At 43.7% G+C, this 13,245-nt stretch carries 9 protein-coding genes; 5 read left to right on the top strand and 4 right to left on the bottom strand.

What is annotated here, in order from left to right:
* The first annotated feature begins 12 nt into the window (after window positions 1–12).
* Window positions 13–1,593, top strand: coding sequence for a cryptochrome/photolyase family protein (locus K8B83_RS06550; RefSeq protein WP_398410447.1), 1,581 nt, complete (start codon window positions 13–15; stop codon window positions 1,591–1,593).
* 28 nt (window positions 1,594–1,621) lie between these two features.
* The gene (locus tag K8B83_RS06545) at window positions 1,622–2,527 is read left to right on the top strand and encodes a LysR family transcriptional regulator (RefSeq protein ID WP_223419322.1); all 906 of its coding nucleotides are present in this window, start codon (window positions 1,622–1,624) and stop codon (window positions 2,525–2,527) included.
* On the opposite strand, the gene K8B83_RS06540 is transcribed toward K8B83_RS06545, so the two are convergent.
* Complete coding sequence (locus K8B83_RS06540; protein WP_223419321.1) at window positions 2,524–3,330, bottom strand: alpha/beta fold hydrolase; 807 nt, start codon at window positions 3,328–3,330, stop codon at window positions 2,524–2,526. The two genes, K8B83_RS06545 and K8B83_RS06540, sit on opposite strands and share 4 nt — an antisense overlap.
* Before the next feature lie 3 nt (window positions 3,331–3,333).
* Window positions 3,334–4,353 (bottom strand): DUF2817 domain-containing protein, encoded by a 1,020-nt coding sequence (locus K8B83_RS06535; RefSeq protein WP_223419319.1) that lies wholly within the window; start codon window positions 4,351–4,353, stop codon window positions 3,334–3,336.
* Between the two features lie 241 nt (window positions 4,354–4,594).
* Between K8B83_RS06535 and K8B83_RS06530 the strand changes: the two genes are divergently transcribed.
* The gene (locus K8B83_RS06530; RefSeq protein ID WP_223419317.1) at window positions 4,595–5,809 is read left to right on the top strand and encodes a 4Fe-4S binding protein; all 1,215 of its coding nucleotides are present in this window, start codon (window positions 4,595–4,597) and stop codon (window positions 5,807–5,809) included.
* 88 nt (window positions 5,810–5,897) lie between these two features.
* Here K8B83_RS06530 and K8B83_RS06525 read toward each other — a convergent pair whose 3' ends face one another.
* Both K8B83_RS06525 and K8B83_RS06520 read right to left on the bottom strand, forming a co-directional pair.
* Window positions 5,898–7,367, bottom strand: coding sequence for a carbon starvation CstA family protein (locus tag K8B83_RS06525; RefSeq protein ID WP_188738568.1), 1,470 nt, complete (start codon window positions 7,365–7,367; stop codon window positions 5,898–5,900).
* Between the two features lie 225 nt (window positions 7,368–7,592).
* Entirely contained in the window at window positions 7,593–10,181 is a 2,589-nt protein-coding gene (locus tag K8B83_RS06520) for an acylase (protein WP_223419315.1), read from the bottom strand.
* A gap of 461 nt (window positions 10,182–10,642) precedes the next feature.
* On the opposite strand from K8B83_RS06520, the gene K8B83_RS06515 reads away from it, so the two are divergent.
* Together K8B83_RS06515 and K8B83_RS06510 are read left to right on the top strand one after the other, a co-directional pair.
* A complete protein-coding gene (locus K8B83_RS06515) occupies window positions 10,643–12,706 on the top strand; it encodes a TonB-dependent receptor plug domain-containing protein (protein WP_398410441.1) in 2,064 nt (687 codons plus the stop codon).
* A 32-nt stretch (window positions 12,707–12,738) separates the two neighbouring features.
* A complete protein-coding gene (locus K8B83_RS06510) occupies window positions 12,739–13,245 on the top strand; it encodes a YfiR family protein (protein ID WP_223419314.1) in 507 nt (168 codons plus the stop codon).

Genomic DNA, 13,245 nt, shown 5'->3' with positions numbered 1-13,245 from the left:
AAGGTAATGACTATGCTTTACACACAGGCTTCACCAACATTGCTGCCGCAAACCACCACATTAAGACTCATTTTGGGCGACCAACTTAATGCATCGCACAGTTGGTTTAAGCAAGTTAGCCCAAATACAGTGTATTTGATTGCCGAACTAGGCCAGGAAGCCACCTACACCACTCACCATGTGCAAAAAGTTTGTGCCTTTTTTAGCGCCATGGCCGAATTCGCTAATGCCCTAGCTAATTGCGGCCACCAAGTGATTTACCTTACGCTAGATGAGACACAACACTACCCAGACTTGCCTGCATTGCTTGAGCACATCATTACCAGCAAACAGCTCACGGCATTTGAGTACCAACAGCCAGATGAATATCGCCTAGCACAACAGTTAGCTGAGTTGGCCTGGCCAAATGTGACCAAAAACAAGTATGACAGCGAGCATTTTTTATTGCCGTTTGACGATATCAAGGCGCAATTTGCACCTAACAAACACGTTAAAATGGAATTTTTTTATCGGCGTATGCGCAAACGCTTTAATGTGCTGATGCAAGACGATGAGCCTTTAGGCGGACAATGGAATTTTGACTCGCAAAACCGCGAGCATTTTAAACAACAAGACCTCGCCGACATTCCCTCGGCTTTATTATTTGCTAACGATGTCAGCGCTATTTTAGCCCGGCTAAAACGGCACAATATCAATACGATTGGTAAAGCACAAAGCCAATTATTGTGGCCGGTTAATCGCCGTCAATCTAGGCAGTTACTTGATTATTTTTGCCAGCACTTACTCATTCGTTTTGGGCGTTTTCAAGATGCGATGACCGAAAACAGCCGTGCCGATTGGAGCCTATATCATTCACGCCTTTCATTTGCCATTAATACAAAAATGATTTCTCCCAGTGAAGTAATTAATAAAGTGATTCAATACTGGCAAGCCAATCAACAAGAAATATCACTCACCCAAGTTGAAGGGTTTGTGAGGCAAATACTGGGCTGGCGTGAATATGTACGCGGTATTTATTGGGGCAACATGCCCAAATATGCCACTAAAAATGCCTTACAAGCACAAAGGCCATTGCCAAACTATTTTTGGACCGCCAACACCAAAATGAATTGCATGCACCAAGCCATCAAGCAGTCACTCGACTATGCCTACGCTCACCACATTCAACGGTTAATGGTCACGGGTTGTTTTAGTTTGCTTGCGGGGCTACATCCAGATGAAGTAGACCAATGGTATTTAGGCATTTACATTGACGCCATTGAATGGGTCGAAATGCCCAACACCCGCGGTATGACTCAATTTGCCGACGGCGGTATTGTCGCCACGAAACCTTACGCCGCCAGTGGCAACTACCTGAATAAAATGAGCGACTATTGCAAAAGCTGTCATTACAATGTCAAACTCAAAACAGAAGACAACGCTTGCCCATTCAACAGTTTATATTGGCACTTTATTCAGCGTCATCAGCAACACTTTAACCGTAATCCACGCATGACGATGGTGTATAAAAACTGGCAAAAAATGGATGAACACACCCAACAAGCCATTATTAATAAAGCCAATAACCTGTTGGAAAACATAGAAAGCTTATAGCCATTGGCTGTCGAGATAGGACGATGTGATGGACAAAATATCTGCAATACGCAGCTTTGTTGAAGTAGCAAGCTGCGGCAGTTTTACCCAGGCGGCGGAGCAACTGGGCTTAAGCCGATTACAGGTTTCTCGGCACATAAAAGAAGTTGAGCAATGGCTGGCATTACGCTTACTGCACCGCACTACACGCCGAGTGAGTCTTACCTTGCAAGGTGAAGAGGCGCTTAATTACTGCCAACGTATTTTAAGCGAAGTCACCGCCATGGAGGCGCGCGCCCACAGCCACAATACTGAACTGGTTGGTACAATTAGAATCGCCTCTCCTATCGGCCTTGGACAGCAAAAACTGTACGATGTAGTCGAGGCTTTTTGCCGTCTTCATCCTCAGGTCAATATTCAATTATTACTGTCAGATAATGTCTCGCAGTTAGTCAACGACAGGGTCGATATCGCTCTGCGTTACACCCACCAACCAGATGAAAGCTTAATTGCTAGACGTTTAATGCACATCGACAACGTCATCTGCGCCTCGCCAGACTACTTGGCGCAACATGCCGCCATTTTGGCGCCTAATGATTTGCTACAACACAATTGCTTACGGCACTCGAGCCAACAACGTTGGGAGGTTATTGCCGACTCACACTCGCATTTATTGGATATCTCAGGCAATTTACAGGCTAACGATATGGGCGTATTAATCAATGCTGCTCTGCGTGGAAATGGCATAGTGTGCTTGCCTACCGATTTGGCAAACCATTATCTAAGCCGCGCTGAACTAATCGAAGTTCTGCCCAATACCACGGCGCCGGGTAAAACTTTATGGGCGGTATATCTGTCACGCAGTTACCAACAAACCGTTGTTAGAGCCTTTATCGACTTTACCGCCAATGCCTGGCAGCAAGATATAAAAAAATGGCAAGGCTCATCCCGTTAAACAAGCGTATCAATTAACAGCTGTTGTAATTGCTGTGGTTTATCAAGGCTTGCATCATGACCACAGTCTTCCAGTTTGTGTAACTGAGTGCGATAAAACAGTGCTAATTGCTCACTGCATTTAGGATGGGCGAGTTTGTCTTGATTACTCACCACCACCACAACCCGTACCCCAGTTAATTTAGGACACTTAAAACGCGCCGAGGCATAGAGTTGGCGTAAGCCATTACCAAAAGAGGTGTGACATTGCTGGCGCAGTTTGCTCCAGGCAGTAATCACTTGAGGATGTATTGCTGACTGTTGACTGGTAAACCTTAACACTGTGGCCTCTAACCAGTGATACGGTTTTTGGGGGTGGCTGCCCGATACACGGTTTTGTATCGCATTGGTCAATACCTTTACTAACGCGGCCAGTAATCCTCCCACTTGAAAACGCTGATACCAGGGCGATAAGTTTGCCGCGCTACTGTTAATCAGTACAACTTGCTTAATTCGCTCAGGATATTGAGCCGCCAAGGTTAAAGCCAACATGCCGCCCATCGACAACCCCACCAGTAGCAATGGCGAATGCTCTAAAGGTTTATTTTGGGCGATTAAGGCGGCGTCTATTTGTTGCCAAACTGCCGCGCAGTAATCTTGCAGCACCATAGGGCTCTTTTGTTCGGCCAAGGTGCCATTGCCAGGTAAATCCACGCATATCACATTAAACAAAGAGGTGGCGGCTCGCTGGCTCAATCGCTCATCAAAGCCATACCAATGGCGACTGTCACGCATAAGCCCTCTTAATAACACGATGGTAGTCATGATTTAGCCTTTTTTAGACCAAAAACGATTAGCTTGTTGCGTCAAGTGTATCAACTGTACGGGCGTTGTCTGCTCAATAATTTGAGCGTAAGCGGCATCAATCAAAAACTGCATTAATACAACATGGCGGCGTAAAATACGCTGATGGCGATGGGATTGCTGTGGATTAAAATAACCTGGAAAGTTAAACAGTTGACGCGGATTTTTACGCACCCATGCCCAAGAGCCCATTTCTAAAGTGAGCGGAATTAACGGTTTTTCACTCGAGTTAGTGGCCACTAAATAGTCCCAAATATCACCATGAGTGCGATAAAATTGGCTTTGCGGCGCTAAACGATAATGCCCATGATGAGGATAGCCTGACTCAAACAACTGCATTAATCGATATATGTAGCCCATACCCTCAAATGGTTGGCGTGTATGCGCATGGGGAAACCACACATGGTCTAACAAGCCAAAACCAGAATGGGCATCAAGCGCAATCACGCTGCTACTTTGGTGCTGTAGTTGTTTGACGTAATTAACAAGTGCTTCGGTTTCAAGTTCCATCCCTGCTTTGCCTCGATACCAGGGCAGTTTTGGCGATATGCGTTGCCCACCGACTAAAAATGTCACGTCCTCGTCAGAATCAATCGGCGCATTACGCATTAAATCAACATTATTACCGTTGCCACGGCTGCCACGTAAAAAACCCACCGGATTCGCCACAGGCACAAACGCTAAGCGCACATGTTGCAACAATTGCTGTAAATGCGTGTCCCAAGGGAGTCGATTTAATAAGCTGGTTAAAAATGCCAACACCACTTGAGCACCAATACGCTCTAAACCGTGAACGCCCCCCACAAATAACACTGTCGGACAGTTTTGTTGTTGCTGACCAAGCTCAATGGCTGTTACCGATAACTTTTCACCTCGATAATATAAATCGGCTAAAGATTGATGCCTAAACAGGTGCTGATGCTGGGCAATTAATCGCTTTAACGTATCGATTTCGAAACAATGCTCAAATGAAAATTTACCCATTCATCCTAATTCACAGGCCAAATAATCGTCTTAAGTTAACTCGTAATTAAGACAACTTGATGACATAAGCACCTAACCCATTTTTGCTAAACAACTGAGTTACATCATTTACAAAAATAGAACAAAACAATATAGATCAAAGAATTACAAAACAGCAGGCCTTTATCGTTCGAGCTCACAACACTCATAACACTCACTATTTATCATGTACCGAGTTTCATTCATTTACAGGAATGTATCCATGAGCACAATAGAATCGATAACCTTAATGCTGGCATTAGTTTATAGCACCAGCTTGCTTTATTGGAGCGGCAAAAAATGGGGCGCACTGATCAGCGGAACATTATTAGTTGGCGCCACCCTTGCGAGTTTTTTTTGGCCTTTACTGTTAACTTTATTACTTTGCGTTTTGCTCGTAACCCTTATAGGGCAGTACCAACCAGCCTTTGCCACAGCCGAAGGTAGGCCCAATACCATTAGAGAGTTCAGCCAACATTTTTTTGCCCTTTCAATGTTGTTAGTGGGTGTACAGTACGCCATTAACGCCGGGCTTTTGTACGCAGGTGAAACGCCCTGGTTAATGCGACCCGATGTAGGTGACGCCTTTTTACCCATTGCAGGCGGCATTGAGTTAAAAGCCATTTTAACCTTAGGATTATGGGACCAAAACCATCCAGCTGCCGTGGTGATGCTCTGTGTGGTATTGCTTACTGGCGTGCTGTGTAAGCGTGCATTTTGCGGTTGGGCATGCCCATTAGGATTAGCTGGAGAGTATCTTTATAAACTCAGAAAACGCGTTATTAAAGCAGAGCTATTACCACCAGCATGGTTAGATTGGCCATTAAGAATGCTTAAATACCTATTATTGGCCGCGCTATTGGCTTTAGTTATTTCAATGCCGTCAAACAGTATTCCACATTATTTATCAGGTAATTATCACAAAGTCGCCGACCTCAAAATGGCTGCATTTTTCCTTATGCCATCAATGGTGGCATTAATCTGCTTTGGGATGATTTTTATGTTAGCCGCCTGGCGCCGTCAGGGATTTTGTCGTTATATTTGCCCATATGGTGCACTACTTGGCTTAGTGAGCTTTTTAAGCCCGTTTAAAATTCGCCGAGACAGCCAACATTGTTTAATTGAAACAAAAGGCATGAAATGCGACAAATGCACTCGAGCCTGCCCGGCTAATATTTCGGTGCATACTCAAAAAGATATTCGCTCAGATGAATGCCAGGCCTGTATGCGCTGCGTATCAGCCTGCCCTAAAAAAGAGGCATTACAACTTAGTACTCGCAACGGTATCAAGCTGTCTACTAGTGGGGTATTAATTATCTTACTGACGGGGATGTTTATGTTGCCGTTGTTTGCTTACGTGGGTGGATACTGGCACAGCCAAACACCTGACAACATCAAAATGGAGCTTATTCAAAAGCTCGACCGTATCGGGCATTAGCATCCAAAGCGTTTTCAACAACGCTCACTAAAAAGACAATAAAAAAGGCTGCAAATTGCAGCCCTTTTTATATCAATCATTTACACAATTATGCAGCGGGTGCCGCTTTACGTTTGTTATGTGCAATCAACAAACCAATAAAGGCGACCACACCAACAGCAACACCAACAGGCTGGCTTAACTCTTGTGGTAAGCCAAAACCAATACCGGCGGTCATAATGTACGACACGGTTACACAGGTACCAATAATGGCAGGAATACTCACAATCCAATGAATGGTGCCACGGTCAAAGAGGTACTTAGTCGCTAACCACAATACGCTGGTAGACAACAACATGTTTGAGAACGCGAAGTAGCGCCAGATAAGCGTAAAGTCAATTTTTGTCATAAAGTACGCAATGATCAATACAGGTACTGCCACTAATAAGCGGTTAGTCATGCTTTGTGGGATCTTAAACGCATCAATAATGGTAAGACGAAGCGATCTAAACGCAGTATCGCCCGAGGTAATTGGGAATACAGCAACCGCAATAATCGCCATAATACCACCTGCAACACCTAGGTAAGTGGTGGCCACTTGGTTAACCACCATGCCAGGACCGCCTAGCGCAAGAATCTCCTTAAGCTCAACATAACCACCAGGAAACGCAGCAATACCAGCCGTAGCCCATACACATGCCACAATACCTTCAGAAACCATTGCACCATAATAAACAGGGCGCACGTATTTTTCGTTGGTTAAACAACGCGCCATAATCGGTGCTTGAGTTGAGTGGAAACCACTAATTGCACCACAGGTAATAGTCACAAATAATAATGGCCATACTGGTAATCCATCTGGGTTAGGCTCTAACAAGTCATTGTTGTAATGGCTGTGGTCAAAATAAGCAAAAACGTCGCCAAACTCAGGTAACTGAGGTGCATTAATCAACAATGCCACTGCTATAGACGTGGTCATTACAATCATTAGCAAACCAAAAAATGGATATAGCTTGGTGATAATCTTGTCAATTGGCAATAATGTTGCAAAGAAGTAGTAGGCGAGAATCACTAACACCCAAAAAGTGTTGCTAGCAAAAATAGTGTCTTTAAAGTAGTCAAGGTTACTTAACAACCCCGCTGGACTCATGATAAATACTACGCCAACAAAAAACAGTAGCATTGCAGTAAATACCAACATGGCGGCTTTAAAGTAGATGTTAAAATAGTGACCGGCGATTTCAGGTAAGCTTTTACCGTCTTCTTTGATACTCATTACTCCAGAGAAGTAATCGTGTACCGCACCACCTAAAATGTTACCCAACACAATCCACACTAGCGCAATCGGGCCGTATAACGCACCTAAAATAGGGCCAAAAATAGGGCCAACACCAGCCACGTTTAAAAATTGAATTAAAAACGCTTTTGCAGGGTGAACAGGCACATAATCAACACCGTCGTTAAACCGTGTCTGCGGAGTGGGTAAGTTAGGGTCAATACCGGCTTGTTTCTCAACAAACGGACTATAGAGTTTGTATGCGAGCAATAACAGCGCAATACAAATGAGGAAGATCAGCATGGTTTTATCATCCCATTAATTATAAATATAAGAATATAGGGCGAGTTTGTTGCACTTGTTTATATAGGTCAAGCAAGACCGTATTATACCAAAGCAGGGGTTGCCAAGCTCAACAGCTTATGAAGCCTAGCAATTTGGATACATTAATGTGACTTAATCAGAGGCTTAGTCAACTCATCATTAAAAAACGACCCATCATTTATGGGTCGTTTTTAGTCAGTTTTATCACTCGTTATTTCGTTGGAAACTCAGCTCAGTGGTCGATTCAAGCGATGCTTGAATGTCTACCTCGGTAAACAACAATGGCCGAAGTTGTTTTTGAGTCGAGTAAAACTCACTTTGATCGTTAAAGCTTGGACTTAATGCATTACTTGATTGCGAGTAACTCAATATGCCCTTAGCAACCGGCCCATCATCGGTAAAGCTGACCGTCATCATCCAACTTGAACCATAGCGAATTTGATAACCTTGCGCAGTTAACCCCGACGAAGCCGCCTTACCTGATAATACATCCATAACAGCGGCATAACTATGCTGAGGAATTAATGTATCGTCGCCCGACAAGCTGGTCGAAAACACATTAAAGCCACCTTCAGCGTTATGGCTGCCCGGCCAAGGTAATTTAACCCCTGATGCGCTGCCATCTGGTAGCGACTTTTCAACAAACTGCACTTCCCCAAGGCTTGCATCAACACTAAACCCTGCGGCTTCTAGGTTAAGCGCTGCATGAGCTAAAGCAACGAGCGCGCTACCATCGCTGGCAAGTGTGTTGGGTGTAGAGGCAGCATTGGTGTAATCAAATGCCTGAGTCAACATGGTGTCTTGATTAAATTGATGAGCAAACTCACGAATTAACGCCCCGCCGACACTGTCGTTATCTTGTTTACCATTCCACGCAGTTAGCGCCGCGCAAGATGCACTAAGATCTTTAGACAAGCTTGCACTAACAACAACAGGCGTGTCACCTTGTTCAGCACATTGCGCTAATAAATCAGCAAGTACTATCTCAGGTAAATAAGCACGGTTAGACAACAATGCGGTCTCTAATTCAGCTAACGAAAACTTACCGTCATCACCAGCAGCATCATCCATTAAGGTTAACCCCATACGAGTTCGCAACGATAATTGACCGCGCTCAGGTCCGTATAACGGTGAGAAATTTTCTAATGGCTGCGATAAGTTAGTTGACCAAAATGAATTATTGGAGTTTTGCACAAAGTCAGTTCGCTCAAGCTTGGGTGCACGCTCATATGGCATAGGTTCGCTAAAACTAAACGTTGAGGTGTTGCCCGGCAATATGGTAAATCCCGCTTGGGCTTTAGCCGCAATGATCTCTGGGGTGGTTTTAAGGACACCGATAATAAAATCAGAAAAACCCGGCACCGTTGAATCATCAATATAAAACGCATTACCTTCTTTGTCGGCATACATGGTGTTATTAAAAATCACGCCATCATAATCTTTAAAGGCTTGCTGAAACTCATCAAGATTGCTGGCACGGTTCATGGCTAACCAATGGTCAAGCGGATCTTTATTCGCCATATTGGCATCTTGGATCATAAACGCCTGGCCGTCATCCCAGCCAAAGGGAGCTAACGCAGGTGGCGCTTCAACCATTGGGCCTTTAGCTGTGGTGTATATGTCTTTTTCAGCAACCAGCATTCCCGCCGCACCAGCATTGACTAACACCGAAACGGTTTCTTTAGTGATTGGCATGGCTTCGCCGTCGAACATGTATTGCAATCTGTCACCGGCCATCAGTTCAAGGTTGTACATCACAAAATGCTCAGCAGTTGAAAAGGTATGCGTCCAGGCAACATCTTTGTTAAAACCAATATTAACCAGGCCAGGCATGCCGACTAGCGATCCGCCCATCACATCAATTTGGCCAGGAATGGTTAAATGAGACTGCCAAAAACGTAAATTACCAGTATGCGGAAAATGTGGATTTCCCAATACCATGCCTTTACCATTTTCGGTTTTATCTTTGCCTAAGCCCCAGCCATTGGAGCCTAAATCCCGAGGATTGGTGTCAGGTGTAGTGATATTTGCCGCTCGAGCTATCAGTTTGCGGTTCATGTCGCTAACAAAGGCCGTTTGCACCGATGAGCCCGCTGGGCCAACAATGCGCGGTAAGTATTCTTCGCCATCGCCAGGGTTTGCATAAAAGATTAAATCTAAAAAGTTAGCCGCGCCCGGTAGCAGCGCGACCGAAAATAAATAGTTAGCTACATCAACCCCAGTGATGGGTTTAACCCAAGGTTGGCCGGCGCAAAAAGGCTCAGCGGTTTGTTCACCGGCTTCAACGTCAGCTAAAAATTGATTGTAGCCGGCGCTGAAACCTTCCATTAACGCGCGCGAGTTATAACTAAACTGGCTGTATTGCGTTTCAGCAAGCTCTCTGATTTTTAATGCTTTGTAGGCAAAGTCAGAAATTAAGTTGCCGTTATCTTCGCTGGTGGGCAACCCCGTTGAAAAGTCGATTGAGGCATGCGGGCCAAAATACATTGAACGCTCAGAATTGGCTTTAACAAAACCATCGGCCATAACACAAAGATTATCTTGCGCTTGAGCGTAACCACTACCAAAGCCCAAGCTTTCTAAATTGTCTGCGGTAATATGCGGTACACCATATTGGGTGCGGCGGATCTGCGCCTTAAGCGCGCCATTTGGAGCAAAAGCTTGCAGCAGAGGTGTGACTTCGGGTTCTGGTGTAGGTTGAGTGGTTTTTGTGAAATCGGTATCGTCGCCGCAACCGACAATAAACATTGTCGACGCCATGCCCATCGCGAGCAGGAGTTTATTGAAATCCATTATTATTATCCTTGTTGTTACCCTGTATTTGGGGATCCTTTATGTCTCAATTCAGAACAATATTTGTAGTCACAACCCCAGTTGTCACCACTAAAAATATCAACATAAATACAACAAAGACATGAGTGATATTTAAGCAACCAATTAAACATCTGTCTATATGCAGAAATAATTACATACAATTTATCTAATGCTTTAAGAGTAAACCACAACAAGGAGTAGAGCCTTGTTTGCTATAAAGTTAATGATTTAGTTATCAAAGTAGCGATAAAGTAGTTACCAAGCAGTCATAAAGTAGCTATAAAGTATTACACCAATGCAGCATTCTTCTTTATCTCAAACAGTTAACTGATACAATGCAATAAAAAAGCATTATAAATTTAAATAATCACGTTAACCGCTACAACAGCTGCTTCTAAAGCTAACCAGAGCTTAACAATAAGTGCATTAAGGGTAATACATTGAAGATGGTAAAAAGATTACTAATAGGGTCTCTGCTCGTGACACCTTGCGTTATCGCACAAGAGCCTCTTAGCAACCTTGACTTAGACCTAGATTCGTTAATGGCAATGGATGTACAAGTCACTTCGGCAATGAAACGAGCCCAATCCGCATTCGATACCGCATCTTCTATTTATGTGTTAACCAAAGAACAAATTACCCGTTCTGGTGCAACCTCGATCCCTGAGGCACTCAAAATGGTCCCAGGGCTTGCGGTTAGGCAACTTGACAACAACCAATGGGCAATTACCTCTCGCGGTGTCGCTTCACGGTTTTCAGCTAAATTATTAGTCATGATAGATGGCCAAAGCTTTTATACCCCTAAGTTTGCTGCCGTATACTGGGAAACCCTAAATGTGCCGCTATACGACATTGAAAGAATTGAAGTCATACGTGGTCAAGGTGGCTTATTGTGGGGCAGTAATGCCAACAATGGGGTCATCAACATTATTACCAAAAACAGCATAGATACTCGAGGCCTGCATGCAGACATTAGCAGTGGTAGCCAAATAAACCATGATGCTAATTTGCGCTATGGTGGAGATCTTGGCAATAAAGGCAGTTTTCGTGTTTATGGGCATGTAAGAGATGGTGATGAGTCAGACAAAGGCATCCATCTTGAACCAGCTGACTTTACTGAGCAACATTCTGCTGGGGCACGATTTGATTTTACCCCAAGTGATGAATGGTCAGGGTTAGTACAGGGTAATATTACTGAGTCGACTTTAGGACAAAACTTTCGTGGCGTAATTGACGAAACCAATCGCAATGTGTCTTTTTCTGGCCATTTAGATCGCACTGACTCGCGTATTATGGCTCGTATAGAAAACCGCATATCAGACGATGCAAACCAAATGCTACAAACTTCCTGGTTAAAGCAATCGGGCAGCCAAACCTTTCTTCAAGAAGATTTTTCATCATTTGATGTCGATTACCAAATGAACTTTTTGTATGGCGATCTTAAATTCGATTGGGGATTAAATTACCGCTATAACGATATTTTATTCGCTGAAAGTTCCTTTGTACGCAGCGATGGTGGTTACAACACTTTAGAGCAATACGGCGCGTTAGTTCAGGCACAATATACCCTTATCGACAATGAGTTAGACGTTATTCTTGGCGCAAAAATTGAGCATAACGATTTAACCGGCTGGGAAAACCAACCCCTAGCAAGATTGGTCTGGAAATTACAGCCAAATCAGGTGTTATGGACATCAATATCTAAAAGTGTCCGTGTGCCCTCGTTAATTGAATTTAACGACGACTTTACGATTGACGGCCAACGTGTAGAAGAAGTGTCACCCATTACCACTGGCATTGACATGATAGACAAGTACTACATTAAGACATACCTAAACGGTAACAATAATGTTAAGTCTGAAGAGTCAGTATCATACGAGTTAGGCTATCGCTTATCTCAAGGCCACTGGGGCCTAGATGTATCGCTTTACCATACCGAAGTGAGCGACGTATTAGCGGTTGAAGTTGATGCAAACGCAGAGCAATTTTTACCGATTTTTGCCTTATTACAACAGGGCGAAATAGAGTTAGCGATGCAAAGCCTAACGACGACATCAATAAACTTTGATTTAGTGTCAAATGCCGAGGTAACCACTAATGGTGGTGATATTATTTTAACCTGGCAGCCCTCAGACATATTCAATGCAGAGCTGGGCTACAGCTACAATACCTTTGACGATAATTTAGCTGAAAACACATTCAGGGCAATTGGATACGATTCAACAAGCCGTCAATTATTTGCCAAATCAGACATCAAACTTTTTGAGCAACACCGTCTCTATGCGTTAATACGGGTTGAGAATAGTGATGCTTACAATGTCGATAATTACACTGCACTAGACTTAACTTGGCAATGGGCTTTCCATAAAAACTGGTCAGCCGCGGTTATGGGTAAAAACCTGTTTGCTGGTTCACACATTGAGTACAACAATACGAGAGAAACATACACCATACCCAATTACATCGATGAAAGCGTCACTTTTAAATTAACAGCGAAGTTTTAACTCACGTAATGCTAAAGATAAAACGAGTATTTATGGTGTTGATGCTACCGTTTTTGCTTATGTTAAGCCAAAACGCGCATGCTATTGACACCGAGTACGCACTCAAAGCGGGGTTTTTATATAATTTTGCGCGTTACAGCGAATGGACAAACTCGCCCACAACATTGAGCCGTTTTTCACTTTGTAGCCCCGACAGCAATTTCATCGACGTCGCCAGTACGGTATTAAAAAATAGAGCCGTCAATAACACTCCCATTACAACACTCACGGTATCTTTAACCGAAACCGACTTAAACCAGTGCCAAGTCCTGTTTATTACTTCAGGTACGCTAACGTTATGGAACAACGCATCATTAAACGAGCTAAAAAATGTGATGATTGTTGGAGAAACAGAAGACTTTATCGCTCAAGGTGGACAAATACGGTTCTTTTTATCCGGTGGTAAAGTTCGTTTTGAAGTCTCACCCGAAAAGCTTTTATCAGCCAACATTACCATGAGCTCAAAAGTGTTGCGTCTTGGTCGAGTGATGGAACAATAA

Source organism: Shewanella inventionis (assembly GCF_019931735.1).
GTDB lineage: Bacteria > Pseudomonadota > Gammaproteobacteria > Enterobacterales > Shewanellaceae > Shewanella > Shewanella inventionis.
This window is presented reverse-complemented; position numbering and strand designations above follow the sequence as displayed.

Coding starts and splice junctions, on each gene's coding strand:
- K8B83_RS06550 (WP_398410447.1), top strand. CDS start 13: ATGCTTTACACACAGGCTTCACCAACATTGCTGCCGCAAACCACCACA.
- K8B83_RS06545 (WP_223419322.1), top strand. CDS start 1,622: ATGGACAAAATATCTGCAATACGCAGCTTTGTTGAAGTAGCAAGCTGC.
- K8B83_RS06540 (WP_223419321.1), bottom strand. CDS start 3,330: ATGACTACCATCGTGTTATTAAGAGGGCTTATGCGTGACAGTCGCCAT.
- K8B83_RS06535 (WP_223419319.1), bottom strand. CDS start 4,353: ATGGGTAAATTTTCATTTGAGCATTGTTTCGAAATCGATACGTTAAAG.
- K8B83_RS06530 (WP_223419317.1), top strand. CDS start 4,595: ATGAGCACAATAGAATCGATAACCTTAATGCTGGCATTAGTTTATAGC.
- K8B83_RS06525 (WP_188738568.1), bottom strand. CDS start 7,367: ATGCTGATCTTCCTCATTTGTATTGCGCTGTTATTGCTCGCATACAAA.
- K8B83_RS06520 (WP_223419315.1), bottom strand. CDS start 10,181: ATGGATTTCAATAAACTCCTGCTCGCGATGGGCATGGCGTCGACAATG.
- K8B83_RS06510 (WP_223419314.1), top strand. CDS start 12,739: ATGGTGTTGATGCTACCGTTTTTGCTTATGTTAAGCCAAAACGCGCAT.